General features: G+C 68.9%; 24 protein-coding genes and 2 pseudogenes. 9 read left to right on the forward strand and 17 right to left on the reverse strand.

What is annotated here, in order from left to right:
* Nucleotides 1-486 precede the first annotated feature (486 nt).
* From AB0O53_RS04775 to bldG, 5 genes are all read right to left on the reverse strand, one after another.
* Nucleotides 487-2,001: a DUF7059 domain-containing protein gene (locus AB0O53_RS04775; RefSeq protein WP_350989956.1), complete on the reverse strand. Its 1,515-nt coding sequence runs from the start codon at nt 1,999-2,001 to the stop codon at nt 487-489.
* A 135-nt stretch (nt 2,002-2,136) separates the two neighbouring features.
* Entirely contained in the window at nt 2,137-2,703 is a 567-nt protein-coding gene (locus tag AB0O53_RS04780) for a small secreted protein (protein ID WP_350989958.1), read from the reverse strand.
* 162 nt (nt 2,704-2,865) lie between these two features.
* A complete protein-coding gene (locus tag AB0O53_RS04785; protein ID WP_350989960.1) occupies nt 2,866-5,265 on the reverse strand; it encodes a sodium-translocating pyrophosphatase in 2,400 nt (799 codons plus the stop codon).
* 257 nt (nt 5,266-5,522) lie between these two features.
* On the reverse strand, nt 5,523-5,963 hold the full coding sequence (locus AB0O53_RS04790) for an ATP-binding protein (protein ID WP_030845805.1): 441 nt from the start codon (nt 5,961-5,963) through the stop codon (nt 5,523-5,525).
* Between the two features lie 122 nt (nt 5,964-6,085).
* Nucleotides 6,086-6,427 carry an anti-sigma factor antagonist BldG gene (gene bldG / locus AB0O53_RS04795; RefSeq protein WP_030028781.1) on the reverse strand — a complete coding sequence of 114 codons (342 nt, stop codon included), beginning with the start codon at nt 6,425-6,427 and terminating at the stop codon, nt 6,086-6,088.
* Nucleotides 6,428-6,508: 81 nt separating this feature from the next.
* Here bldG and AB0O53_RS04800 point away from each other — a divergent pair, with 81 nt between their 5' ends.
* A complete protein-coding gene (locus AB0O53_RS04800; RefSeq protein WP_350989962.1) occupies nt 6,509-8,998 on the forward strand; it encodes a DEAD/DEAH box helicase in 2,490 nt (829 codons plus the stop codon).
* Between the two features lie 88 nt (nt 8,999-9,086).
* On the opposite strand, the gene AB0O53_RS04805 is transcribed toward AB0O53_RS04800, so the two are convergent.
* The 6 genes and pseudogenes from AB0O53_RS04805 to AB0O53_RS04830 form a co-directional block, all read right to left on the reverse strand.
* A complete protein-coding gene (locus tag AB0O53_RS04805) occupies nt 9,087-9,515 on the reverse strand; it encodes an Rv3654c family TadE-like protein (RefSeq protein ID WP_365193262.1) in 429 nt (142 codons plus the stop codon).
* Nucleotides 9,512-9,898: a TadE family type IV pilus minor pilin gene (locus AB0O53_RS04810; protein ID WP_350989966.1), complete on the reverse strand. Its 387-nt coding sequence runs from the start codon at nt 9,896-9,898 to the stop codon at nt 9,512-9,514. The genes AB0O53_RS04805 and AB0O53_RS04810 overlap by 4 nt, the downstream gene beginning before the upstream one ends.
* On the reverse strand, nt 9,885-10,082 hold the full coding sequence (locus AB0O53_RS04815) for a DUF4244 domain-containing protein (RefSeq protein WP_350989968.1): 198 nt from the start codon (nt 10,080-10,082) through the stop codon (nt 9,885-9,887). The genes AB0O53_RS04810 and AB0O53_RS04815 overlap by 14 nt, the downstream gene beginning before the upstream one ends.
* A 47-nt stretch (nt 10,083-10,129) precedes the next feature.
* Nucleotides 10,130-10,903, reverse strand: a complete 774-nt coding sequence (locus AB0O53_RS04820) for a type II secretion system F family protein (RefSeq protein WP_350989970.1) — start codon at nt 10,901-10,903, stop codon at nt 10,130-10,132.
* Nucleotides 10,903-11,787: a type II secretion system F family protein gene (locus tag AB0O53_RS04825; protein WP_350989972.1), complete on the reverse strand. Its 885-nt coding sequence runs from the start codon at nt 11,785-11,787 to the stop codon at nt 10,903-10,905. The genes AB0O53_RS04820 and AB0O53_RS04825 overlap by 1 nt, the downstream gene beginning before the upstream one ends.
* Nucleotides 11,784-12,092, reverse strand: a pseudogene (locus AB0O53_RS04830) (TadA family conjugal transfer-associated ATPase); the annotation flags it as partial. The gene AB0O53_RS04825 and the pseudogene AB0O53_RS04830, both read right to left, overlap by 4 nt.
* A 44-nt stretch (nt 12,093-12,136) precedes the next feature.
* Between AB0O53_RS04830 and AB0O53_RS04835 the strand changes: the two are divergent.
* The 5 genes from AB0O53_RS04835 to AB0O53_RS04855 all read left to right on the forward strand — a co-directional run bounded on the left by AB0O53_RS04835 (nt 12,137) and on the right by AB0O53_RS04855 (nt 16,853).
* Nucleotides 12,137-13,687, forward strand: a complete 1,551-nt coding sequence (locus AB0O53_RS04835; RefSeq protein ID WP_365193266.1) for a recombinase family protein — start codon at nt 12,137-12,139, stop codon at nt 13,685-13,687.
* 223 nt (nt 13,688-13,910) lie between these two features.
* A complete protein-coding gene (locus tag AB0O53_RS04840; protein ID WP_365193268.1) occupies nt 13,911-14,099 on the forward strand; it encodes a hypothetical protein in 189 nt (62 codons plus the stop codon).
* Between the two features lie 89 nt (nt 14,100-14,188).
* Entirely contained in the window at nt 14,189-14,359 is a 171-nt protein-coding gene (locus tag AB0O53_RS04845; protein ID WP_365193270.1) for a hypothetical protein, read from the forward strand.
* A gap of 1,727 nt (nt 14,360-16,086) precedes the next feature.
* Nucleotides 16,087-16,329, forward strand: coding sequence for a hypothetical protein (locus tag AB0O53_RS04850; RefSeq protein WP_365193272.1), 243 nt, complete (start codon nt 16,087-16,089; stop codon nt 16,327-16,329).
* Between the two features lie 20 nt (nt 16,330-16,349).
* Complete coding sequence (locus tag AB0O53_RS04855; RefSeq protein WP_365193274.1) at nt 16,350-16,853, forward strand: hypothetical protein; 504 nt, start codon at nt 16,350-16,352, stop codon at nt 16,851-16,853.
* Nucleotides 16,854-17,122: 269 nt separating this feature from the next.
* Here AB0O53_RS04855 and AB0O53_RS04860 read toward each other — a convergent pair whose 3' ends face one another.
* Nucleotides 17,123-17,698: a hypothetical protein gene (locus tag AB0O53_RS04860; RefSeq protein ID WP_365193276.1), complete on the reverse strand. Its 576-nt coding sequence runs from the start codon at nt 17,696-17,698 to the stop codon at nt 17,123-17,125.
* Between the two features lie 213 nt (nt 17,699-17,911).
* On the opposite strand from AB0O53_RS04860, the gene AB0O53_RS38385 reads away from it, so the two are divergent.
* Nucleotides 17,912-18,301, forward strand: a complete 390-nt coding sequence (locus tag AB0O53_RS38385) for a DUF8602 domain-containing protein (protein ID WP_494517987.1) — start codon at nt 17,912-17,914, stop codon at nt 18,299-18,301.
* Nucleotides 18,302-18,477: 176 nt separating this feature from the next.
* Here the strand turns inward: AB0O53_RS38385 and AB0O53_RS04865 are convergent, their stop codons facing one another.
* The 3 genes from AB0O53_RS04865 to AB0O53_RS04875 are packed head-to-tail and all read right to left on the reverse strand — an operon-like array spanning nt 18,478 to nt 20,086.
* Complete coding sequence (locus AB0O53_RS04865; protein ID WP_365193278.1) at nt 18,478-19,323, reverse strand: helix-turn-helix domain-containing protein; 846 nt, start codon at nt 19,321-19,323, stop codon at nt 18,478-18,480.
* A gap of 21 nt (nt 19,324-19,344) precedes the next feature.
* Nucleotides 19,345-19,860: a DUF6879 family protein gene (locus AB0O53_RS04870; protein WP_365193279.1), complete on the reverse strand. Its 516-nt coding sequence runs from the start codon at nt 19,858-19,860 to the stop codon at nt 19,345-19,347.
* The gene (locus AB0O53_RS04875; protein WP_359119187.1) at nt 19,832-20,086 is read right to left on the reverse strand and encodes a hypothetical protein; all 255 of its coding nucleotides are present in this window, start codon (nt 20,084-20,086) and stop codon (nt 19,832-19,834) included. The genes AB0O53_RS04870 and AB0O53_RS04875 overlap by 29 nt, the downstream gene beginning before the upstream one ends.
* A gap of 790 nt (nt 20,087-20,876) precedes the next feature.
* Here AB0O53_RS04875 and AB0O53_RS04880 point away from each other — a divergent pair.
* Nucleotides 20,877-21,320, forward strand: a complete 444-nt coding sequence (locus AB0O53_RS04880) for a UCP032817 domain-containing protein (RefSeq protein WP_365193281.1) — start codon at nt 20,877-20,879, stop codon at nt 21,318-21,320.
* Between the two features lie 463 nt (nt 21,321-21,783).
* Nucleotides 21,784-22,227, forward strand: a complete 444-nt coding sequence (locus AB0O53_RS38390) for a protein kinase family protein (RefSeq protein ID WP_494517989.1) — start codon at nt 21,784-21,786, stop codon at nt 22,225-22,227.
* A 93-nt stretch (nt 22,228-22,320) separates the two neighbouring features.
* Here the strand turns inward: AB0O53_RS38390 and AB0O53_RS04890 are convergent.
* Together AB0O53_RS04890 and ssd are read right to left on the reverse strand one after the other, a co-directional pair.
* A pseudogene (locus AB0O53_RS04890) lies at nt 22,321-23,175 on the reverse strand (TadA family conjugal transfer-associated ATPase); the annotation flags it as partial.
* The gene (gene ssd / locus AB0O53_RS04895; protein ID WP_365193285.1) at nt 23,172-24,380 is read right to left on the reverse strand and encodes a septum site-determining protein Ssd; all 1,209 of its coding nucleotides are present in this window, start codon (nt 24,378-24,380) and stop codon (nt 23,172-23,174) included. The pseudogene AB0O53_RS04890 and the gene ssd, both read right to left, overlap by 4 nt.
* Nucleotides 24,381-24,589 lie beyond the last annotated feature (209 nt).

Raw genomic sequence — 24,589 nt, forward strand, 5'->3', positions numbered from 1 at the left:
TAACCCGACAAGTGCCGTTTCTGCCGCCCGGATGCCGCGCCGGACCCTTCCCGATCACCGGGCCGGGTGGCCGGGGGGCCGTCTGGCCCCGCACCCGCACCCCGTCCCGCACCCCCTCCCGCGCCGGGTTTCGGGGCCGGCGCCGCGACCGCCGGCGAACCCCTCGCGGCGGCGGAGGAGGCGTACGGCGCGCCGGTCCCCCGCAGGCCGGCGAAGCCCCGCCGAGAAGCGGAGGCAGTGGTTCGACCGTGACGGGGCGCGCACTCTCGACCACCGGCGCACGGCGGCCGGCGCGCGCTCCCGTCCAGGCCTGCAGAGCGGCCCCGAACAGCGCGAACACGGGCCCGGCGAAGATCGCCGGACCGCGTTCTGCGCCGTTCTCCTCACCCCCGGGCCACTCTCGGGACCCCCCCGGACCCCGCTGTGCGGCACGCTGCCAGCCCTGGGGATACGCCGGGCGAACCCGGGGTTACATCACGGTGCCGGCTACTGCCCGGGGCGCGCCACGGGCTCCAGGAAACCCTGCTCGACCAGCAGCCGGATGGCCTCCGGAGTCCGGTCCCGCAGGACGACGGGGTCCTCCTGCATCAGCTGGGCGATCGCGTCCAGGATCCGCCCGGCGCTCAGTGAGCCGTCACACACTCCGGCGAAGCCCGCGCCGACCGTGTCGACCTTCGTGGCGCGCCGCATTCCGCGGTTCTGCCGCAGCACGACGTGTTCCGGGTCCTCCGCGCCGGGCGAGCCGACCTGCTCCTGGACCACTTCCTCGACCAGCACGAAACGGGCCTCCAGCAGGGCCGCGTCGTCGTGCTCGCGCAGGTAGTCCTGACGGGCGAAGTGGGCGAGGACGGCCTCGCCCAGCGGCTGCTCCACCGTGTGCGGCCACTCCTCGACCACGATCGAGGGCTCGGCCGCGTCCGTCCGGCGCAAGGTGATCCACCCGAAGCCGATGCTCTTGGTCCGGCGCGCCTCGAACTCGTCCAGCCAGTCCTCGTAGCGCTGCGCGTACTCCTCGGGGTCGGTGCGGTGGTCGCCCGCGTCGCGCAGCCACAGCTCCGCGTACTGCGTGACGTCCTGCACGTCGCGCTGGACGATCCAGGCGTCGCAGCCGCGCGGCACCCAGGAGCGGAGCCTGTCGTGCCAGTCCTCGCCCTCCACGTGCTGCCAGTTGCCGAGGAACTGCGCGTACCCGCCGGGGTTGAGCCGCGCGCCCGCCTCCTGGACCAGGGTCCGGCACAGGTCGTCGCCGCCCATTCCGCCGTCGCGGTACGTCAGCCGGGCGCCGGGGGAGATCACGAAGGGCGGGTTCGACACGATCAGGTCGTACGTGGCGTCGCCGACGGGCTCGAAGAGCGAGCCGGTGAGCAGCTCGGCCTCCGGCGCCCCGGAGAGGGCCAGCGTCAAACGGGTGAATCCGAGGGCCCTGGGATTGACGTCGGTGGCGGTGACCCGCGTCGCGTGCCGGGTGGCGTGCAGCGCCTGGATGCCGGATCCGGTGCCGACGTCGAGGGCGGAGCCGACCGGGGTGCGCACGGTGATCCCGGCCAGGGTGGTGGAGGCTCCGCCGACTCCGAGGACGACGCCCTCCTCGCGGCTGCCGATCCCGCCGGCCCCGCCGACGGCGCAGCCGAGGTCGGAGACGATGAACCAGTCCTCGCCGTCGGGGCCGCCGTACGGGCGCACGTCGACGGTGGCGTGCACCTCGTCCCCCTCGCGCCGCAGCCAGCCGTCGGCCAGCGCGGCCTCGACCGGCATCGCCGTCGCGGCGTGCACGTAGGGCACGGGCTGCTGGAGCAGGAACAGCCGGACCAGGGTCGCGAGCGGGCCGTCGCCGCCGCCCCGGGTGGCGCGCAGGGCGGGGACCGTCTCACTGCGGGCCAGCGCGGCGTAGGCGGGCGCGCCGAGCAGGTCGAGCAGCCCGTCGGCGGTGAAGCCGGCGGCCAGCATCGCGCTGCGGAGCTCGGCGGCGTGGTCGGGGGTGGGGAGGCTGGTGGTACTCACGCGTCCATTGTGTCCGCTGGGGGCCCTCGCGCCGGTCACCGCGGGCCCGGACGCACGAAAGGGCGGCCGGGCCCCCTCGCGGGAGCCCGGCCGCCCGGGTCCTCGTACGGCGCGGTACGCGCCCTGCGGGGCCGGTTACTTGGGCGATGCCGAGGTCGTCGCGACCTGGCAGCCCTTCTGGTTGTTGATGGCCTTGTCGAGACCGCCCGCGTTGAGCGTGGCGAGGGCGTCCTGGCCGCCCTTCGTCGCCTCCTGCAGCCCGCCCGCGACCTCCTTGAGGCCGTCGGCGAACTTCGTCTGGTCCGCGGGGTCGAGGGCGTCCATCTTGGCCTTCAGGTCGGCGTACCCCTTGGAGGTCGCCTCGAAGCCCTTCACCGCCGCCTCCTGGGTCGTGGCGCCGTCCTTGACCGGCGGCACACCCGCCTGCTGCAGGGCGCTGCCCATCGTCTTGTACGACTCGGACATGGTCGCGAAGGCCGCCGCGTCGGTCTGCTTGACCTCGTCGGGCTTGCTGCTCTCCGTGGCCACGCGCTTGATGTCGGCGTTGGCGGTCTCGATCTTCTTGAGTTCGGGCTGCCACTGGTCGCAGACCTTCTTGGCCCAGGCGTTGGCCTTCTCGTCGCCGTCGTCCCCGCCGCAGCCGGACAGGACGAGCATCAGCACCGCACTGCCCGACAACGCGGCCGCAAGCTTCTTGTTCACCGGATTGGTCCCTTCGAAGGCTCTCGGCCCGGAAGATACACGCCTGCCCTCCGAGGACGCACAAAGGCGGACAGACGACGCGTCACTCCGCGCCGCCTGTCCGCCGTTCGGGCGCACGGCCGGCCCTGCCCGGCCCGGCCCGTCCTTCGGCCGGGGCCTGGGTCAGGAGACCGTCGCCGGGTCGGCCGACTGGGCCACCCGCTCGGCCGTCCCGTCGCTCTCGTCGCCCACGGCGATGCCGCGGCGCTTGGAGACGTACACCGCGCCGATGATGACGCCGATCGCGAGGACCGCGACGATCGCCCGTACGGTCGGGCTGCTGTCCGCGCCGTAGCTGAACTGCACGACGGCGGGGGCGATCAGCAGCGCCACCAGGTTCATGACCTTGAGCAGCGGGTTGATCGCGGGACCGGCGGTGTCCTTGAACGGGTCGCCGACCGTGTCGCCGATGACGACCGCCTCGTGGGCCTCGCTGCCCTTGCCGCCGTGGTGGCCGTCCTCGACCAGCTTCTTCGCGTTGTCCCAGGCGCCGCCGGAGTTGGCGAGGAAGACCGCCATCAGCGTGCCCGTGCCGATGGCGCCGGCGAGGAAGGACCCGAGGGCGCCCACGCCGAGGCTGAAGCCGACCGCGATCGGCGTCAGGACGGCGAGGAGGCCGGGCGTGGCGAGCTCGCGGAGCGCGTCCTTGGTGCAGATGTCGACGACGCGCCCGTACTCGGGCTTCTCGCTGTAGTCCATGATCCCGGGGTGCTCGCGGAACTGGCGGCGCACCTCGTAGACCACCGCGCCCGCGGAGCGGGAGACGGCGTTGATGGCGAGTCCGGAGAACAGGAAGACCACGGCCGCGCCCAGGATCAGCCCGACGAGGTTGTTGGGCTGTGCGATGTCCAGGCTGAGGTTGAGCTCCCCGGCCTTGGCGCCGACCTCCTTGACCGCGGCGGCGATCGCGTCGTTGTACGAGCCGAAGAGCGCGGCGGCGGCGAGCACGGCCGTCGCGATGGCGATGCCCTTGGTGATGGCCTTGGTGGTGTTGCCGACGGCGTCCAGGTCGGTCAGGACCTGCGCGCCGGCGCCCTCGACGTCGCCGGACATCTCGGCGATGCCCTGGGCGTTGTCGGAGACGGGTCCGAAGGTGTCCATGGCGACGATGACGCCGACGGTGGTGAGCAGGCCGGTACCGGCCAGGGCCACCGCGAAGAGCGCGAGCAGGATCGACGCGCCGCCGAGCAGGAACGCCCCGTAGACGCCGAGGCCGATCAGCAGCGCCGTGTAGACGGCCGACTCCAGGCCGACGGAGATGCCGGCGAGGACGACGGTGGCCGCGCCGGTCAGGGAGGACTTGCCGATGTCCCGGACGGGACGGCGGTTGGTCTCGGTGAAGTAGCCGGTCAGCTGCTGGATCAGGGCCGCCAGCACGATGCCGATGGCGACGGCGACGACGGCCAGGACGCGCGGGTCGCCGGAGTGGTTGAGGATCGCCGCGTTCTCGACGCCGACGAGGTCCTTGTAGCTGGACGGCAGGTAGGCGTAGACGGCGATCGCGACCAGCACCAGGGAGATCACGGCCGAGATGAAGAAGCCGCGGTTGATGGCGGTCATGCCGCTGCGGTCGCTGCGGCGCGGGGAGACCGCGAAGATGCCGATCATCGCGGTGATGACGCCGATGGCGGGGACGATCAGCGGGAAGGCCAGGCCCAGGTCGCCGAAGGCGGCCTTGCCGAGGATGAGCGCGGCCACGAGGGTGACGGCGTAGGACTCGAAGAGGTCGGCCGCCATTCCGGCGCAGTCTCCGACGTTGTCGCCCACGTTGTCGGCGATGGTCGCGGCATTGCGCGGGTCGTCCTCCGGAATGCCCTGTTCGACCTTGCCGACCAGGTCGGCGCCGACGTCGGCGGCCTTGGTGAAGATTCCGCCGCCCACGCGCATGAACATGGCGATCAGGGCGGCACCGAGGCCGAAGCCCTCCAGGACCTTGGGGGCGTCCGCGGCGTAGACCAGGACGACGCAGGAGGCGCCGAGGAGGCCGAGGCCGACGGTGAACATGCCGACCACGCCACCCGTACGGAAGGCGATCTTCATCGCCTGGTGGGAGACCTCGGTCAGGTCCTTGGCGGCCTCCCCCTCGGCCGGGGTGGCCCGGCGCGCGGCGGCGGCGACGCGCACGTTGGCGCGGACCGCGAGGCGCATGCCGATGTAGCCGGTGGCCGCCGAGAAGATGGCGCCGACGAGGAAGAACGCCGAACGTCCCGCCCGCTGGTTCCAGTCGTCGGCGGGGAGCAGGAAGAGCAGGAAGAAGACCACGACGGCGAAGATGCCGAGGGTGCGCAGCTGCCGGCCGAGGTAGGCGTTGGCGCCTTCCTGGACGGCGGCGGCGATCTTCTTCATGCTGTCGGTTCCCTCGTCGGCGGCGAGGACCTGGCGGACCAGGATCTGCGCGACGACGAGTGCGGCGAGTGCCACGGCCGCAATGACCATCACGATGAGCCGATTGTCATCGGTGAGTACTGCGGATGCCAGATCAGCGGTGCTATCCGGCGCGAGAGGGGTGAAGAGCCCCGTCATTCGTCCTCCTTGACGTGATGAGCTCAAGATGTGGACGGATTGTAGGGAGCGCACCCCGATCAAAACAGTGCGCAGGAAACGTAATTGGCGTGCTCCTGCTCCTCAGCAATAGATCGCGTCACTCCATTACCCTCGAAAGCGGTAATGGGGCAAAAGCATTGACGCACGCTCATTGATCTAGGGAAATGAAAAAGGCCCTGCTCAGCAGGGCCTTGATAAAGATCAGAAGATACGAGGGAATGCGCGCGCCGTGGATCTCACGGAAGGTCGGAGGAGCCCGAGACGGGCCAGCTCATCCGGATGGTCCCGCCCGATTCCCCACTGGTCACCTCGACGTCGTCGACGAGCCCGCTGATCACGGCGAGCCCCATCTCGTCCTCGGTGTCCCCGTCGGAGTCCTGGACCGCGGCGATGCCGGACACGGTGTCGGCCGGAATCCCCTCGGGACCGGGAACCTCGTCGCCGACCTCGATGGAGAACGACTTGTCCTCTTCGGTCAGCACCACCCGGACGGGCGCGGTCAGCCCGTTGCTCCGGTGGAGTCCGACGGCACGCGAACATGCTTCGCCCACGGCGAGGCGGACCTCGTCGAGGACGGCTTCCTCCACGCCGGCCCTGCGCGCCACGGCGGCCGCGACCAGGCGGGCCGTCCGGACGTGTTCGGGCTGGGCGCTGAAGCGCAGTTCAACGGTGGCCATGCGCGTCCCCCTCGGACTACGGGCGTGCCTTGACAGGGGCCCGGGCCATCCATGGCCCGACACCCCCGCTCTCCTTGCCGGCCCCCAGCTGCCCGAAGACTGCCGGGGGCCGCCTGGAGCCGTCAGTCGGTGGCGTTGACGGCGTCGTCCACCGTGGTGTGGATCGGGAACACCTTGGTCAGACCGGTGATGCGGAAGATCTTCAGGATGCGCTCCTGGTTGCACACCAGGCGGAGCGAACCCTCGTGCGCGCGGACGCGCTTGAGACCTCCCACGAGCACACCAAGTCCGGTGGAGTCGAGAAAGTCCACTCGCTCCATGTCGACGACCAGGTGGTAGCTGCCGTCGTTCACCAACTCGACCAACTGCTCGCGCAGCTTGGGCGCGGTATACACATCAATCTCGCCACCGACCTCCACGACCGTACGGTCGCCGACAGTGCGAGTCGACAGGGACAGGTCCACGGATCCTCCAGCACCTTGCTATCGAGCGGCGCCCCCCAGGGGCCTCCCCACCCGAAGGTAGGTGAGGGATTGGCTGCCGCAATGGCATTCAATCACTTACCGGCAGGCGCGCACGACGCCTTCCGACCATTGTCCCGCACGCCGGTGACACACTCGGTTCCGATGGCCAACACTCACGGTCCCGGACGGCCCACGGCAGACGCGGACTCCCGACCCACCCCCGGCACGGTCCTGGACCGCCTGTCACGGGGGCCTTTCCGTTCTGCGCGCATCACCCATACGGAGCACTTGCCCCCTCGGGAGGGCCGTCATGCAGTCTGGCCCGACCGCATCCGAACGGATGTAGTAGCCGCCATCCAGTCCGCCGGGATCGGCCATCCGTGGGAACACCAGGCCGCGGCCGCCGAACACGCCCTGGACGGCGAATCCGTGGTCGTGGCCACCGGCACCGCCTCGGGCAAGTCCCTGGCCTACCTCGCGCCCGTCCTCTCGGCCCTCGCGGACGGCGCGCAGGCGCCGAACGGGAGGGGCGCGACCGCCCTGTACCTGGCCCCCACCAAGGCCCTGGCGGCCGACCAGCGGCGGGCCGTACGCGAGCTGGCCGCGCCCCTGGGCAACGCCGTCCGCCCCGCGGTCTACGACGGGGACACGCCCGTCGAGGAGCGCGAATGGGTCCGGCAGTACGCGAACTACGTCCTGACCAACCCCGACATGCTGCACCGCGGGATCCTCCCGGCCCACCCGCGCTGGTCCTCCTTCCTGCGCGCCCTGCGCTATGTGGTGATCGACGAGTGCCACACCTACCGCGGGGTGTTCGGCTCCCACGTGGCGCAGGTCCTGCGCCGGCTGCGGCGGCTGTGCGCCCGCTACGGCTCCGATCCGGTGTTCCTGCTGGCCTCCGCCACCGCCAGCGACCCGGCGGCCGCCGCGACCCGGCTGACGGGGGTACCGGTGACGGAGATCACCGACGACGCCTCCCCGCGGGGCGAGGTGGTCTTCGCCCTGTGGGAGCCGCCGCTGCTCACCGAGCTGCGGGGCGAGAAGGGCGCTCCCGTACGCCGTACGGCCACCGCGGAGACCGCCGACCTGCTGACCGACCTGGTGGTCCAGGGCGTCCGTACGGTCGCCTTCGTGCGCTCCCGGCGCGGCGCCGAGCTGATCTCCGTGATCACGCAGGAACGTCTCGCGGAGGTGGACCGGTCCCTGCCCCGGCGGGTCGCGGCCTACCGGGGCGGCTACCTGCCCGAGGAGCGCCGGGCCCTGGAGCGGGCCCTGCACTCCGGCGAGCTGCTGGGACTGGCCGCCACGACCGCCCTGGAGCTGGGCGTGGACGTCTCCGGCCTGGACGCCGTACTGATCACCGGGTACCCGGGCACGCGGGCCTCCCTGTGGCAGCAGGCGGGCCGGGCCGGGCGCTCGGGGCAGGGCGCGCTGGCCGTGCTGATCGCCCGGGACGATCCGCTCGACACCTACCTGGTCCACCATCCGGAAGCGCTGTTCCGCCAACCGGTGGAGGCCACCGTCCTGGACCCCGACAACCCGTACGTCCTCGCCCCCCACCTGTGCGCGGCCGCGGAGGAACTCCCGCTGACCGAAGCGGACCTGGAGCTCTTCGGCCCGGCCACCGAGGAGCTCCTCCCCCAGCTCGAGGCGGCCAAGCTGCTGCGCCGCCGGGCGGCGGGCTGGCACTGGACCCGCCGGGAGCGGGCCTCGGACCTGACCGACATCCGGGGCGGCGGCGGCCGCCCGGTGCAGATCGTCGAGGCCTCCACCGGCCGGCTGCTGGGCACGGTCGACGAGTCGGCGGCCCACACCGCCGTCCACGAGGGGGCCGTCCACCTCCACCAGGGCCGCACCTACCTGGTGCGGCACCTGGACCTGGAGGGCTCGGCGGCCCTCGTGGAGGCGGCGGACCCGCCCTTCTCCACCACGGCCCGCGACACCACCTCCATCTCCGTCCTGGAGACCGAGACCGAGATCCCCTGGGGCTCGGCCCGGCTCTGCTTCGGCTCCGTGGAGGTGACGAACCAGGTCGTCTCCTACCTGCGCCGCAAACTGATCACCGGCGAGGTCCTCGGCGAGGCCAAGCTGGACCTGCCGCCCCGCACCCTGCGCACCAGGGCCGTCTGGTGGACGGTGACCGAGGACCAGCTCGACGAGGCCCGGATCAACCCGGAGATCCTCGGCGGCGCCCTGCACGCCGCGGAACACGCCTCCATCGGCATGCTGCCGCTGTTCGCCACCTGCGACCGCTGGGACATCGGCGGCGTGTCCGTGCCGCTGCATCCCGACACCCTCCTCCCCACGGTCTTCGTCTACGACGGCCACCCCGGCGGCGCCGGCTTCGCGGAGCGGGCCTTCCACACGGCCCGCGCCTGGCTGACGGCCACCCGCGACGCCATCGCGGCCTGCGAGTGCGAGGCCGGCTGCCCCTCCTGCATCCAGTCCCCCAAGTGCGGCAACGGCAACGACCCCCTCCACAAGCGCGGCGCCATCCGCCTCCTCACCCGCCTCCTCTCCGAATCCCCGCAGATCCCAGAAGCCCCACAGCCCCCGTCCCCCGCCGCCTGACCCGCCCCCGAGGCAGCCGGCCCGCATCGGACGTGCCCCGCATCGGACCCGGCGGTGGGCGGCCCGCCCGGTGCGGCGGGACCGGCCCTCAGCCCGGCGGGCCCTCGGCCGGCGGCTCCCGGGGCGGACCCGCGCGGGCCCGGATCTCGGGCGCGAACGGGCCCGCGGCGACCCGGGCGGCCACCTCGGCGACCTCGCCCCCGAGACGGCACCCGGCGAGCTCCGCGCCCTGTGCCCGGGCCACCCTGAGCGCCGTGGCGCAGGCGGTGTCCGGCCCGTGCGCCCAGGTGGCCGCCGCCGCGAGCGCCGCCAGGTCAGCGGCCGCCGCGGCCCGGTGGCGGGCCACGACCGCCTGGCCGAGCAGCAGCACCCCCGCGAACACCGCGCCCAGCACCGTCGTCACCAGCGCCGCCCAGACCGTGGCCGAGCCCCGGTCCCGGCCCCGGCCCCAGCCCCGGCCCCGGTCCCGGCCCCAGCCCCGGTCCCGGTCCCGGCTCCGGTCCCGGTCCCGGCTCACGGCGGCGGCCCCACGCTGTCCTCGGCGAGTGCCACCGCCTGCGCGCCCAGCCGCAGCGGGATCCCGGCCGGACCCGGGGCGGGCGCCGCCACCCGGACCCGCCAGAGGTCGCCCACCCGCTCCAGCTCCACCCGCGCCCCCGCCGGCGCGGCCTCGCGGGCCGCCGCCACCGCCACCTCCGCCGGCTCCGACCTGGCCGCCGCCCGGGCACCGGCCCGGGCCGCGTCCACACACCGGATCTGCCCGGCCGCCGCCATCAGGGCCCACACCAGCGACGCCGCGAAGAGCACCAGCGCAGGAATCACCAGCGCGGCCTCCGCCGTCACATATCCCCGGTCCCGATTCTTCCGACCGCGCCCGTCCTCCTCCTCAGAACGGCACATCGAGCGCCTTCCCGATGGTCGACTGAAGGGCCGTGGCGACGACTTCGCTCGTCACCACCTTGTACAGAACGGCCGCGAATGCACAGGCCGCGATGGTGCCCATGGCGTATTCCGAAGTGGACATCCCCGCGTCCCTCCCGCGACCGGCGAGCGCCGCCCGCACACGAAACCAGATGATCCTCATGGCAACCTCCTGTGGATTTCCGTTGCTGATGTGTTGTCAATGCGACTTCAGGGGTTCGAGAGAAGTCCCGAGGCCATACCGATCACCACCGGCGCGACCCCGATCGAAAGAAATGCGGGAAGGAAACACAGCCCCACCGGTGCGGTGACGAGGACCGCCGCCCGCTGCGCCCGGGCCCCGGCCCGGCGGGCCCGCTCCTCCCGGAGCCCGGAGGCGAGCCGGGACACCGGCTCCGCGGCGGGCGCTCCGGTCCGCGCGGCCCGCTCCAGGCACTCGGCGAGCCCCCGGGCACCCGGTATCTGCGCCAACCTCCCCCACCCGTCGCCCGGTTCGCCGCCGAGCCGCAGCTCCGCCCCGGCCCTCGCGAGCCGCTCGCCCACCGGGCCGCCCAGCGACTCGCCCACCACTTCCGCGGCCTCCACCGGCCCGGCTCCGGCCGCGAGGCACGCGGCCAGCAGATCGGCAGCGAACGGCAACTGACGCTCCGCCTCCCGCCGATCCACCCCGGCAGGCTGCCGCGGTCCGGCCCGCAGGCGCCGCACCACCACCGCGGCCAGGCCACCGACCGCCGCACCGGCCACACCGCCGACCAGCAGCCAGCCCGCCAGCAGCGCCCCGGCCGGAGCCGCCCACGCCACCGCCGCGCCCCGCAGGGCGGAGCCGGACACCGGCCCGCGCGGCCCCGGCCGCACCCCCAGCAGCACCGCGGTCCTGCGCCGGACGGCGCGTGCCCTGACGCGCGCCGCCACCGCCGACACCATCCACAGGGCGGCCGCCACGCCCAGGACGATCCCCAGCCTGTGGACGAAGGAGCCGCCCATCACCGCTCCCCCGCCCCGACGATCCGCCGGCACCACAGCAGCCCCAGCGCCTCCAGTACCCCGCCCGCCAGCAGACAGCCCCATCCCATCGGGGTGTGCAGCAGGACCCGCAGCGGATCCGCGCCCAGCCCGGTGCCGATCAACAGGCCCACCAGGGGCAGCAGGGCGAGCACCACGACCGTCGACCGCGCCCCCGCCAACTGGGCCCGCAGCGACTCCTGCCGGTCCCGCTCGGCCCGCAGGGCTCCCTCCAGCCGGTCCAGCCCGGCGGCCAGCCCCGCGCCGCCGTCCACCGACACCCGCCAGCAGGCGGCCATCCCGGCGAGCCCCTCCGCGCCGGGCTCCCGCGCCGCCTGCCGCAGCGCCCCGGGCACGTCCCCGCCGAACGCCGCGGCGGCCAGCACCCCCGTCTCCGCCGGACCCGGCCCGCCGGGGCCGGCGGCCGTCCGCCGCATCGCCGCCATCAGTGCCTGGCCGGGCTGGGCCCCGGCCCGCAGCTCACCCACCGCCGCCCCGCACAGCGCCACCACCTCCGCGGCCCGCGCGGTGCGGGCCCGCTCCAGGGCCCTCACCCGCAGCCACCGCCGCACCAGGGGCACCGCGGCCGCTCCGGCCAGCAGCGGAAGCACCGAGCCGCCCAGGACCGCGATCACCAGTCCGGCCCCGAGGCAGGCCCACTCCCGCCGACGCACGGCCCACCCCCTCAGGGCGCCCAGCAGCAGCTCCCGGCGCGGCGGCCCGCACCCGACCGGCTCGCCCCCGCCGGCGAGCAGCACCCGGGCCCGGCGGGACACCCGGTCGCACCCGGTGATTCCCCAGGCGGCCGCGCCCGCGCACAGCACCCCGGCGAACAGCGGCAGCGGCAGCGCCGCCCCGGCGCTCACCGCGCACCTCGCAGCAGCGGACGCAGCCGCTCCCAGCCCTGCTCCCGTACGAAACCCCGGGCGGCCCACCGCAGCGCCGGAACGGTCACCACCAGTCCGGCGGCGTCGCGCTCCAGCACGTGCACCTCGGCCACCCGGCGCCGTCCCTCCCTGTCCCGCACCAGGTGCAGTACGAGGGTCAGCGCGGCGGCCAGTTGACTGTGCAGGGCGCCCCGGTCGAGCCCGGCGGCCGTCCCCAGCGCCTCCAGCCGGGCCGGGACATGGGCGGCGGCGTTGGCGTGCACCGTGCCGCAGCCGCCCGGGTGCCTCGCCTAGCACTGCATGGCGTTCGACTCACCAGGGATCCAATGTGAGCCAACCCACCTGCGTCATCTACGACCGACTGTCCCGCCTCTTCGCTGAGGAAGCCCCCGACCACCGCATCAACATCTGTAAGGCGTACGCCGCTCAGCGTGGGTGGAAGGTCATCCACATCGCCACAGACACCAACGTCAGCGGAGCCAGCCGCCTTGAGGACCGGCCCGGCATGCGGGAAGTCCTGGCCTGGCTTCCTCGTGCTGACTACGTGCTCGCGTCCAAGCTGGATAGGTACGCCCGAAGCGTGCTGGAGTTCCAGCGGCTGTTGCGCGCTGCTGATTCCACCCACACAACCGTTGTCACGGCTGACGGCGTCGTGTCACCGGAAAACGCGTCCATCATTATCAACGTTCTCGCTGCGTTCGCCGAGTATGAGCGGGACATGATTACGGCCCGTATCACGGACAGCAAGAAGCACTTTCGCTCGCGCGGTAACCACATGGGCGGACTGGCGCCGTACGGCTACGTAGTGACTGGCCCGACGAACGACAAGCGTTGGGCCATTGACGAACCGGCTGCGGCGATCCTGAGGGAGTGCGCTGACCGACTCATCAATAGCGGTGCGTCGCTGGCAGGAATGGCACGTGATCTGAATGAGCGTGGAATCCTGCCACCGGCTGACCATGCCCGCCAGCGGGACGGCCGAAAGCTTCGCAACCAGCGCTGGCACACGACAACTCTGCGGGATGTTCTCTACACTCCGACTCTTCGCGGCTGGGCAATTCAAGCCGAACCCGGCGCTAAGCGGGGAGCACTGACCAATCAGCCCGTACTTGATGCCGAGGGGAAGCCCATATCAACTGGTCCTGAAATCCTGGACGCTGAAACCTGGTCGGCCGTCCGGGCAGTTCTCGACGGAAAGGCAAAAGGGCGAGGAAGCGACCGAACTGGCAAAGCCCTCTTGCTGCATGTGGCTCGCTGCTCGGAATGCGACGGCCCCATGTACCGACAGCGCCGCGTCGTCAACGAAAAGGACTACACGACCTATGTATGCCGCGCGGGGGTCGGTAAGTTGGGAATACACGCCCCAAACGTCATCGTCGCTCGCCAACTTCAAGAGATGGTGGCTGCTGACTACTTGAGGCGCTTCGGAAGCATGACCCTTATGCGCTGGGCCGAGCCTGACGGTAGCGCGGTACTCCAACTGTCCGAAGTCAACGGGCAAATCGAGCGGCTCGCTGGGAACCTTGCGCAACTCGACCCAAATGGAACGGCAGCAAGGCTGGCCATTGGTCAGATCACTGCCCTTGAAGCCCGCCAACGAGAATTGCAGGCGGAAGCCGAGCACGCCGAAGGCCGCTGGGTCGAGGCTGGGGGCACCATTCGCGAAGCATGGGCATCGCGTGACGACGAAGGACGGCGCGCTCTACTCACTGACCTAGGCGCACGGGTAGTTATTCGTCCAGCGACACCAGGTGCGCCGAAGCGGTTTGACTCCACACGGGTCACGCCGAGTTTCGCTGGCCCAGCATGGTGGCGCGAGTCGGAACTGGCAGAAGCGCACTTGATGGCTATTGCCCTGGAGGAGGAGTTGACCCCCTAACGATTGCACCCTGAGAGCCCCTGTCTGGTCGTTGACCGGCGGGGGCTTCTCGCTGCCCTGAGATACCCCCTGAGGATCTGCACAGCCACCTTGACCCCTGGGGACCGGCGGACCGCTCAAGGGCCCTCAGGCCGACGTGCAGGGCTACCGAGCACGGGCAATCGACTCCCTACCTCACTTGTGAAGCAACTTACAGATAGCCGCACCAACGAGGAGCAGCACCATGACCGAGGCTCTTAACCGCGCCACGCAGATCATGACTCGGTACGTCGAGATGACAGGCGGGCCGATGGACTCGACTGCACTTACGGACGTAATTACGGATCTTGCCCTTTGGGGCTACAACAACGGCTTTGACTCCGCTGATGCAGTTCGGGAGGCAATGGATACGCACGTTCCTGCCGAGCGCTGACACCAGCGGACGGATCAGGGGCGTTCAGGCGGGCAGGCGATCGACTCGCTAACTCCCTTAAGAAGATACCTACAGCGAGGAGAGACGCCGTGAGTGCTGACGAGGTTTTCACGCACATCATGTCTTGGGCATCCGAAAATTCGCACCGAGGCCGGCTGGCGCGCGCCTTCAAGACCAACATGGGCAACAGTGCCGAACTGCAAGCACAGCGAATCGGCCTGTTGTCCATCTACATGAAGCGGGAAGCGCAGAGCGTCTAAGGAACTAACGCCGTCTGGTTTCGCGACCAGGCGGCTTTTCCTTGTCCTCATTTCGTCTCGTTTCGTCGCGTAGCCGGGGAGTTCCGTCCCCATTGCGTCCCGACGGATAGCTATTCCGTCTCGTTTCGTCACAAGGACCTACATCATGAATACGGAGCTTCTTATCGCTCTCCGTAACGCCGAGTCCGCCGCATGGGAAGCCATGCTCAAGCCTTCGATAGACAGCGCAGAGAAGACACACCGCACCATTGCGAGCGCGCTTCGAATGGCTGAGGGGCTAGCCACTGGCCCCCGCTGTGAAGCCCCTGGTTGCGCCACCGTCATTGAGTACAGCGAGATAGGACGGCGACGGCGGTTCTGTTCTGACAAGTGCCGCAAGACCGCCCACCGGGCTACACGGCAGCGCTGAACAGCGAAGAGGGTTGGGCGAACACCCTTACTCCCTGTTGTTCTGTTTCTTTATTTCCTATCTGTACGTATTCAAATAAAGCTCTATAGAACCCTATGGCTTCTGAGAGACCCGTACACCTACACCAATAGGAGAACATACCCATGCTCATTGGCGACGGGTGGTCCACTTGCGAGCACTGCCAAGGGAAGCTGACCGGCCGACAACGCAAGTTCTGTTCTGAAGCCTGCCGAGTCGCTGGGTGGCGAGAGAGCAAGCACCCCCGGCAGTACCGAGACTGTGAGCTGTGCGGGGACCCATTCCCCGTGCGACACAGGAACCAAAAGGTGTGCGACTACAACAGCCGCGCGTCGGAGGACTGCAAGCACCTACAGGAAGAATTGATGATTGAGTGGGAAGACGCGCAGGACGAACGTAGGGATGCTGTGTGCGAGCGGGAAGGCTGCCAGGTTTCCATTTACCGGCCGGGCCGTGGTCGCCCTAAGCGCTTCTGTTCCGATGCACATAAGACTGCCCACTATCGCGCCACTAGAAAGGCCTGAGAGCCTGCCGGAGCGCTTGGCGTGGAAGCCCCGGCGCCTCGCTGCGGGGAATCTCCCTGAGGGGCTTAGACGGGAGTTCAGGGGATCTCTGCTCCGATGTTTGGTTCTATGGCGTACCTCACAGCCGGCCGAGATGTCCCATATGCCTGCTCCGAAAAGCGATCCGCTCACTAGATCCCTTAAGAAGGAAGCGAATTGGCATCACCTAGATTCGCTACTCATCGCGCGGTTAGTCGCGCCACCTACACGACGGCCCTGGGCCCTCTTGATTCTCGCAGATGACCCGCTGTGACGACTCCCGGGGCCTGTGGCCCTTTTGTGTACCTGAAAGGACGCGATGACAGCAGTAGCTCAGGCGCTGAAAATTCTTGAAGGGCATACGCGCATTCCCCGGAACCCCGTAGCTCGCGCGGAGGTGCTGGACGCATTCGCTGTGCTGCACCGTCTGGCTTCCGGAGGGGATAGCGCCAATGACTGAGTTCCGCCCGGAAGACCTTCCATACGTGGCAAATATATGCGCCGCCCTGGATGTCAGCGTGAATCCCGCTCCCGGGGCTTATGAGCGGATCAGCAACGTCTATGCAGTTACGCAGAATTGGCTAGCCGCGAATGACCGGCCGTCCGTTCCCCTCGGGGCATTCACGCGGACTCTTCGGGCGCTGGGCCTCAGGACGGCCAACAAACACATAGTCGGCATCACACTGATTTCCCGACCACACCACTGATCGCCTACCGATTCCTGTAGGTGACCTCTTCTATCGTCAAGGAAAAGACTGATGACTGACCGGCCCTGGTACATGAACACCACCGACACGACGACCGTCGACAAGGGCAGTCCAGAGCGCAACGATAAGCACATTCGCTCTATTGCTGAGACTGCCAGCGAAGAGGCAGACGCCATCGCCGCTCACCTTCGAGCCGCTGAGGCAAAGGGAGTTGAAATTAGCCCCGCCGACCGTATGTCAATTGGTTATGCTGCCAACGCGCGCCACGCTGCCAACCAGCTGCGTAGCAACTGAACTTTGAGAGGACAGCACATATGACTGACAACCCCCGAGCTGCCACTCAGGATGAGATTGAGAAGGCGCGTGCCGCTGCTGAGGCCGCCGCATCGAAGCTAGCCAAGCTCCAGGCCGCCCAGGATTCGGAGGCCGCCCAGGAAGCAGCACGGCGCAATGAGCGCGAGATTGAATACGCGAAGACATTCTATGCGAATTGGCGTGTTGCTGCCGAGAGCGCCAACGATAGGGTGCCTGTCACAAATTCCACGTATGACCCCAGGACTATGGGTTTCCTTGAGGGGCTCATCCACCTACAGCTGAGGTCCGAGAATCGGCGGGCTGTGCTAGATATGGCAAGTGCGTCTGCGGCTCGATCGGGGGTTTCCACAGCGCAAAGTAACGTCCCGGAAGCCAGGTATGCCCCACTGAACGTCGTTGGGCATATTGAACAGATCATCCGCGAAGAGGTTACGCGCCGAAATCTCGAATTCAGGAATGAGCTAGACGCTGAGCGCGAGAAGTTTATCAGCGGTGAGGCGTAGCGATGGCGCATGACGCATTGGACCCAGGACCGGACGGCGATTACCCATTCTTCCCCCGGCTGCCGGACGGTTCACCCGCCTGGTCCGATCGCTGCCCCGCCGACTATCGCGGTTCCCGAGTGCCCCGATGCATGACCACGATTGTCAGGGATGGTCAACGATTCATCATTGACCAGAGCCCGCGCGACGCAAACGGTGACCGCATCAATCCTTCGCTACGTCCTCCACAGTAGGAAGCAAGCGCCCTGCGCCCCACCCGCGCAGGGCGTTTAATTCTTTGTTCCGTCGTTGTCCAGCGCTATCCGCGCGCTTTCAGCGAACTCACGCGTAGCGCTACTGAACTCCACGTAACGCATGCATCCGTCCCTCCACTGTTCAGACAGGCTGAGCGCCCCTGGGTAGGTGGCGGGCACGCGCATTACCCCAAGCACGGCAGAGACGTCACGAGACTTTTCCTCAACAAGATCTGCTGCCGAGCTCACCTCTTTAGGGCCAGCGAGCTGAACCCGAGTCGAAATCTTCTTCACATTCTCATGGAGCGCATCAGATTCCCTGATGACCGCCATCAAATCCATTCCCGGCGGGAGGATTCGCATACGCTCCAGGTCATCAAATTCTTCTGGTGCCGGAGCCAATAGGAGTTTGGTGAGGTCTTTGTGCGCGTGTGCTGCGGTAATGAGCTCCTCGTAGACGGCCTGCCGCGCGTCACGTCTCTGCCGAACGTGCTCAGCCCGTGCTGCCGTCTTCGCCTGCTCGCGTGCTGACCAGCCAGTGGCCACCGATGCTCCGATGGTCGCTACCGAACCTGCCAACGCGCCGAGCACTGCCGCCAATCCTGCGTCCATGCGGGCAACCCTCTTGGCTCAGAAGTCGAGCCGTCAAGGGGTTCGCCCTATCAGCGGCAGGCTCCTTCCCTTGCGCAACTCTGCCCCCCTCGCCGGCATTTGATCCCCATCCCCACTGACCAGCGGAGACGCCCCCGTGCGCCCTACCTGACCCCCCTTAGCCCCCGCTAAGACCCCGGCCACGGGTAGGCAGCCAGACCCCATGGAGCAGCCATGCCCCGAAAGCCCAGGAAGCCATGTACTCAGCCAGGTTGCAGCGAACTCACGGATGGTGGTCCGTGCGCTGAACACACGAGGCAGAGAGAACAGCAGCGAGGATCAGCAGGCAAGCGCGGGTATGACGTTGGATGGCAGCGAAAACGGAAGGCTTACCTGTACGCGAATCCGTGGTGTGTGCTGTGTAGTCGACATGCGAACGTCGCGGATCATTGGCCATTGAGTCGTAAGCAATTGCTGGCAAGAGGTGAGGCAATGCCTGATGCAGCAAAGCACCTAAGGCCGTTGTGCGCTGCTTGCCATAACAAGGAAACGGCTCAGCATCAGCCGGGCGGGTGGGCTGCCGAGAAGGTCAAGCTGAAGCCGAATGACATTCCGCCCTTCTGATTTCCGCTGTCTCTCCTCGCTGCCCCCTGGGGGGTACCCCCCTCCCGGCCCTGAGATCGACCGGGCGGGAGGCAAAAGCCTAGCGCCGCAAGTTAAGCAATTTGCGCGGGATGATCTTGCCGTCAAAGCCCCGTACTTGCTGCCTTCCCGGTGGCCGGTACGGGGCTTTCCGTGTTTCATCCCACGGCGTCAACGGCTGCTGTAATGAGGGATCGAGCCTCAGCCCCATAGACGGCAACCTCTTTCAGGTTCCCAAATGCCTTGAGGTACAGCGCGACGTCGCTCGGCTGAGTCTCCTTGATAGCCGCCGAAAGAGTTTCCACGTGAACCCGTTGACCATCGAAAATTGTGAACGTCTCCAATGGCCATGCTTGACGGGGTGCCGTGAACGGGATGATTCCCAGCGAGATTGAAGGCAGCGCCATCACGGACAACAGATGACCTAGCTGAGCAGCCATTATTTCGGCGCTGCCAATGCGGTACCGCAAGACTGATTCTTCAACCAGTACAGCGAACCGGTGGTCGCCTTCGCGGATTACATGTGATCTGTTCATGCGTGCTGTCACAGCGTCCGACACGTCGTCGGGCGTACCACGAAAACGTGCAATGGAGGTCAGCAAGGCAGTTGCGTAACCGGGAGTCTGAAAGAAGCCGGGCACCACGTTGGAACAATAGACGTGAAACTGCTGTGTCTGCTCGTAAAGCGGTACGCCCGATTCTTGAAGCTGCCGAAGCCCTGTTCGTTGCAGCCGCTTCCACTGGACGTACATGGAATCCGCCTGCCGGTTGGCCGCGATCAAGTCATCGGCATTTCCGGGCGTGCCACACGCTTTGCACCAGGCCCTTATGTCGGCGTCGCTGGGGGGTGTCTTTGCGTGCTCAATCCGCGATGACTTGGACTCGCTCCACCCGCACCGGACAGCCAACTCACGGCCCGTGATTCCCGCGTCGAGCCTGATTTCCCGCAGCCGGGCAGCTAGGGATTCCCTGGCTTCCTGAGCTTTGGACGAAGGGGATGTCATGAGTTGGCTGTCCGATTGCTCTTAGATCTTGTATTCGCGGTGCGGAATGGCTCGCTGCCAGATCTCTTCGAATGCATTGACGCAGAGCTTCAACATGCCGGCGTCAGTGCTCAGTTCATCCGTGACGTGACTGCCGTCTCCGGCGAAGTGGTGGAAGCGGATTAGGTTTCCGTCGAAGAGCCAGAAATCATGGGCGGGCACCAGGAAGCCCGTTGCCTGACTACGGGGCAGCCAACGCACATCTTCGCCAGCAATGACGTTGGCTTGCGTGACGTAGTGCTCCCAGCGGATGTACTCGCTGACAGGCTCTGAGATCACGCGGGCGCGACGGATGACCACACCACGAGCTACGGCATCCGAAATGGTCTGGTGAAACGGATGCCACCAGGATTCGCGGTCATCCCAGTCAACGCTTTCCCCGCGCTGCCACGCTTCTAGCCGAGGATTGGTGCCGTAGTCGTCCCGCATCTCCAAATGGACTGCGGATTCTCGGGTGTTGGCCAGTAGCTCACTGAACGGCGGAACGCTCGACGGCATCGCACGCTTCCCTGATCATCGGCACCATGCGCGCCGGAATCCTGATGACTTCCTCGCTGTCCGGAATCGCTCCCTTGGCCGGACTACTCGCCTCACAGGTCGCGCGGAGTTCAGCGCCAGCCTTCCAGCCCTGCAACACCAGTTCTCCCGCCTCTTCATCAGCCCAGACGGTAGGGCAGTGTTCAAGGTCGGTGTTCGGGTCGATCCCAACGAACCGTAGCGCCATGACAGCCTCTTTCCGTTGTGGTTTGCCTGAACTTGCATGGCTCATCCTCCCGTTGCTGCGTGTGCAGTCAAGACCGCCTGCGCTGAACTGATGTGCAAGTTCATGCAAGTTGATGGAGCCCCGGCCGGGCTGCCTCTTAGCGTCGCCATCACCACGACTTCACCGAGGGGACGGCGGGACATGGCGGCACCGACCGAGACCGACGCAAGCCAGCGGGAGTACACGACCTTCGCCCCCTCGGGGGAGACGTGCCCGGCATGCCGGAAGCCGATCAAGAGCCTTGAGCGCTGCCGCCGGGGTGAGGTCGAGCGGCAGTCTGCCGGTCCGGCCGTGGTGTATCGGCACATCGACTGTGACGACCCGCAGGGGCTCAAGCGGTGACGGCCCCAGCAAAGCGGGTGAGGGCCCGCCTGGACGCCTTACCGGCTCCGACCCTGGTGAGCCTCATAGACGACCCTGACGGGCCTTACAGGGACTCTCCCGAGGGCTGGTGGACCGAGGGAGGCGGAGCGCTGGACGTGCGTTCCGGGGTCGTCTACTTCCCGCCCGGCAGCAACCCGCCCCCGTCCCCGTTCCGCAGCGAGGAGACGTGAGGGTTGCGCGCGGCCTGGTGGTGGGTCTCGCTGCTGCTGCGTGGGTCTACGTCGTCGCCGTCATCGTGGCCCGAGGCTGGGCCGCCTGAATCTCCGTCCCTGCCGGACGCATATCCGCAGAGGTGTTCCCCCACCAGGAGAACCCGGCAGGGACGGCGCAATGCACCGTGCTCCACTCGACAAGGAGGAACACAGAAATGACCGCTGTAGCGAATGACCTCAGGACCGGCCGCTCTCTGGTCAGCGCCGACCTGTTCGACAGCATCGCCGAGTTCACCGTGATCCACTTCGACTACGACCAGGAGAAGGCGGAGCGCGCGACTGATCAGGCCCTCGCGTTCCTGGCCACGGTCGGCACGGCCACGGTGAAGATGGTCCCGAGTGACGACGTGGACGGTGCGCTGCACTCGTTCATCCTGCACACCGCCGACTACCGCGAGTTCTGCGAGAAGTACGCGGGCCGCTTCCTGGAACACAACCCGCGCCCCGGTGGTGGCGGCCGGATCCTGGAAGAGGTGCAAGCGACGGCGCACGCGATCAAGAACAGCGGGTTCATGGTGCTGGATGTGCTGTGGACCGTGAACGGCGAGAACGCAGCTCAGTGCGACTCTGACTGTGGGCGCGACTACCGGGCCGCCTGACTGCCGGCCGAACCAGACAGGTGAAGTGCGGGGCCGGTTGCCAACTACGGTGACCGGCTTCGCTGTTGGAAGGTGAAGCATGATTTTCGATGGGCCGTACAGCCCGCCGGACGGTGCGCTGCAACTCCTCAATCCGGGCCCCGCCGAACTGGTCTTCAACCGGCGCGGGTCCTCAGTGTGGAAGGTCAAAACCGAGGTCGGTCCCTACGCGGTGAAGGTCGGGTACCCGAGTCGGACGCACGCATGGACCGCCCTTGCCCCTGCCCGTGAAGCCGCCGTTCTTCGACAGCTCACCCATGAGCGGATTTTCAGCGGGGAGTGGAAGCACGGCACGTGGGGCGCTCAACCTTGGCGGCGCGGGGACAGCCTCTATGACCGGTGGGCACTCTGCCGGGACGGGGAGGCTGAGCCGAACCTCGGAGAGGCCCTGTCGTGCGCTGTGGCCCTGTCGGCGCTGCACGGGATGGGATGGGTGCACGGGGATGTGCAGCCCGCGCATTTCCTGCTGGGTGAGTCGGGTAGCGCGTTCCTGATTGATCTTGCGCTGTCCAGCGGGGGCAGGATTCCCCGCGCCTATGACTTCCCGTACCGGGGCTGTCTCGTCCACTACGAGGCGCCGGAAGTCTCGGCCAGCGTGTTGGGCTCAGGCATGGCTACCCCGACGCAGGAATCCGACGTGTACGCGCTGGGAGCGGCACTGTTCATCAGCGCGACGGGATGGCGGCATGTGGCCTACCCGGACGACGCTCCCCGGGACGTTCAGCGGCAAGCCATCGTGGCGGGCCCTCACCGCCCCGTGGACGTCCCGGGAGCGCTGGGCAGCCTCATCCCCCACATGCTCAGCCGTACGCCCGCTGACCGGCCTACCAGCGCCGAAGTCTGCGAGATGCTGAGTGCGGCCCTGTAGGGCTGAGTCAGGCCCCGTCTGTGCGCTTCCCCCACGGCGCATCGGCGGGGTTTCGCCGTGTGTGCTGCACGGTTCTATGTATGGTTTGAGCAGGCACTCACCCTCGTGGCCGGTGTTCAGGGCGGCGAGCAGATCCGCCACCTCGGCGCCCCGCACCTCGCCGACCACCAGCCGGTCGGGCCGCATCCGCAGTGCCTGGCGGACCAGGTCCGCCAGCGTGACCAGCCCCGCCCCCTCCTGGTTGGCGGGCCGGGTCTCCAGCCGCACCACGTGCGGATGGTCGGGGCGCAGCTCGGCCGAATCCTCGGCCAGCACGATCCGCTCACCCGGGCCCACCAGCCCCAAAAGGGCGCTGAGCAGGGTGGTCTTGCCGGTCCCCGTCCCGCCGGAGACGAGGAACGACAGCCGGGCCTCGACCATGTCCCGCAGCAGCCGCTGGCCGCCCGGCGGAAGCGTCCCCGCCGCGACGAGTTCCTCCAGCGTGAACGCCCGCGGCCGCACCACCCGCAGCGAGAGGCAGGCCGAGCCGACCGAGACCGGCGGCAGCACGGCATGCAGCCGGGTGCCGTCGGGCATCCGGGCGTCCACCCAGGGCCGTGCGTCGTCGAGACGCCGCCCGGCCACGGCGGCCAGCCTCTGGGCGAGCCGGCGGACGGCTCCCGCATCGGCGAAGGTCACCCCGGTCAGCTCCAGTCCGCCTCCGCGGTCCACCCACACCCGGTCCGGGGCGGCCACCAGCACGTCGGTCACCTCCGGATCGGCCAGCAGCGGCTCCAGAGGGCCCGCGCCGACCAGTTCGGAGCGCAACTCGACTGCCGCACCGAGCACTTCCTCATCACCCAGCAGCCGGCCCTGGGCCCGCAGGGCCGCAGCCACCCGCGCCGGGGTCGGCTCCGCCCCGCTCTCGGCGAGCCGCCGGCGCACCGCGTCGAGCAGTACCGCGCTCATGCCGGCGCCCCCTGCCCGGCACCGAGGGCCCGCTGCCAGAAGCCGTCGCAGAAGCGGGCCAGGGCGCCGCGCCCCTGCGACCCCGGCGGCTCGCCCTCGGCCACCCGCCCCGGGAGCCCCACCTCGACGGGCACCTCACCGGCCAGCGGCGCCCCCAACAGCCCCGCCACGGACTCCGGATCGAGCCCGCCCGGGCAGCGGCCCCGTACGACGACGCGGACGTCCCGGGCCACCATCCGCACCCCGGCGGCCACCCGGCCCGCCGCGGCCACCGACCGCAGTTCGCCCGGCACCACCATGAGCACCAGGTCGAGCTGGGCCAGCACCTCGGCCACGGCTTCGTCCACCCGGCGCGGGAGGTCGACCACGACGACGCCGCCCCGGCGGCGCGCCGCGGCCACCACCGAGCGGACGGCGGCGGGCGGCACGACCACCCGGTCGCCGCGGTCCCAGCTGAGCACCCGCAGTTCGTGCAGTTCGGGCAGGGACTCCTCCAGCGCTCCGGCGCCCACCCGCCCCCGGGAGGCCGCGAAGTCCGGCCAGCGCAGCCCGTCGGCGCCCTCGCCGCCGAGCAGGACGTCCATGCCGCCGCCCAGGGGGTCCCCGTCGATGAGGATGGTCCGCTCGCCGGCGCGGGCGGCCCGGACGGCCAGGGCGCAGGCGAGGGTGGAGGCTCCCGCCCCGCCGCTGCCCCCGATCACGCCGACGGCGAGGGCGGGCCGCCCGGCCCCTTCGACGACATCGGCGATCCGGTCCACGAGCCGACTCTCGGCATCGGGGAGGCGCAGCACCTCCTCGGCACCGATCTCCACTGCCCGTTGCCACACGAGGGGGTCGTCCAGGTCCCGCCCGACGAGGAAGACCCCGGTCCTGCGCGGCGCGCCCCGCACACTGCCGGCGGCGTCGTCCCCGACCAGCACGAGCGGAGCCGAATCCCAGCCAACTCCCTCACGATTGAAGCCAGTTGAAGAATTCTCCGGATCCGGCCCGCTTCCGGCGGGCCCGCCCTCCGCTTCAATGACCGCACCACCGCCGCCCGGCACCGCGGGGAGCACGTGCGGCTCGGCCCCCGCCGCCGCGCACAGCCTCAGCAAGTCGTCGAGCAGCAGGGGGTCTTCGGTGATGATCAGCGGCCGACCCCCGCCGGGCCCGGCGCCGGGCGCCGCCGCGGCGACGGCCCCCACCCCCGCCGCCCTTCCGGTCATCACGGACTTCGGCGTTTCGCACGACTTCGATCGAGCCACGATCTCCGCCCCCTTCTCACTGCAAATCCCGGCACCGCGGACTTCGCGGCCGGAATCACCGTGCAGCGATCGGGAAAAAGAAGTGGATCTTGCCCAATAACTGTGGACAACCCATCGATTGTGAATAACCCGGTCACCCTCCCAGGTGAGTTCCGGAGCGCACGGGAACA

The organism is Streptomyces erythrochromogenes (assembly GCF_040684695.1).
GTDB lineage: Bacteria > Actinomycetota > Actinomycetes > Streptomycetales > Streptomycetaceae > Streptomyces > Streptomyces erythrochromogenes_C.

What these genes read in the sequence shown, in the direction of transcription:
- AB0O53_RS04785 (WP_350989960.1), bottom strand. Translation starts at nt 5,265, where the DNA reads ATGACGGGGCTCTTCACCCCTCTCGCGCCGGATAGCACCGCTGATCTG.
- AB0O53_RS04790 (WP_030845805.1), bottom strand. Translation starts at nt 5,963, where the DNA reads ATGGCCACCGTTGAACTGCGCTTCAGCGCCCAGCCCGAACACGTCCGG.
- AB0O53_RS04800 (WP_350989962.1), top strand. Translation starts at nt 6,509, where the DNA reads ATGGCATTCAATCACTTACCGGCAGGCGCGCACGACGCCTTCCGACCA.
- AB0O53_RS04810 (WP_350989966.1), bottom strand. Translation starts at nt 9,898, where the DNA reads ATGTGCCGTTCTGAGGAGGAGGACGGGCGCGGTCGGAAGAATCGGGAC.
- AB0O53_RS04815 (WP_350989968.1), bottom strand. Translation starts at nt 10,082, where the DNA reads ATGAGGATCATCTGGTTTCGTGTGCGGGCGGCGCTCGCCGGTCGCGGG.
- AB0O53_RS04820 (WP_350989970.1), bottom strand. Translation starts at nt 10,903, where the DNA reads ATGGGCGGCTCCTTCGTCCACAGGCTGGGGATCGTCCTGGGCGTGGCG.
- AB0O53_RS04840 (WP_365193268.1), top strand. Translation starts at nt 13,911, where the DNA reads ATGACCGAGGCTCTTAACCGCGCCACGCAGATCATGACTCGGTACGTC.
- AB0O53_RS04850 (WP_365193272.1), top strand. Translation starts at nt 16,087, where the DNA reads ATGACTGACCGGCCCTGGTACATGAACACCACCGACACGACGACCGTC.
- AB0O53_RS04855 (WP_365193274.1), top strand. Translation starts at nt 16,350, where the DNA reads ATGACTGACAACCCCCGAGCTGCCACTCAGGATGAGATTGAGAAGGCG.
- AB0O53_RS04860 (WP_365193276.1), bottom strand. Translation starts at nt 17,698, where the DNA reads ATGGACGCAGGATTGGCGGCAGTGCTCGGCGCGTTGGCAGGTTCGGTA.
- AB0O53_RS38385 (WP_494517987.1), top strand. Translation starts at nt 17,912, where the DNA reads ATGCCCCGAAAGCCCAGGAAGCCATGTACTCAGCCAGGTTGCAGCGAA.
- AB0O53_RS04865 (WP_365193278.1), bottom strand. Translation starts at nt 19,323, where the DNA reads ATGACATCCCCTTCGTCCAAAGCTCAGGAAGCCAGGGAATCCCTAGCT.
- AB0O53_RS04870 (WP_365193279.1), bottom strand. Translation starts at nt 19,860, where the DNA reads ATGCCGTCGAGCGTTCCGCCGTTCAGTGAGCTACTGGCCAACACCCGA.
- AB0O53_RS04875 (WP_359119187.1), bottom strand. Translation starts at nt 20,086, where the DNA reads ATGGCGCTACGGTTCGTTGGGATCGACCCGAACACCGACCTTGAACAC.
- AB0O53_RS04880 (WP_365193281.1), top strand. Translation starts at nt 20,877, where the DNA reads ATGACCGCTGTAGCGAATGACCTCAGGACCGGCCGCTCTCTGGTCAGC.
- AB0O53_RS38390 (WP_494517989.1), top strand. Translation starts at nt 21,784, where the DNA reads ATGGGATGGGTGCACGGGGATGTGCAGCCCGCGCATTTCCTGCTGGGT.
- ssd (WP_365193285.1), bottom strand. Translation starts at nt 24,380, where the DNA reads ATGACCGGAAGGGCGGCGGGGGTGGGGGCCGTCGCCGCGGCGGCGCCC.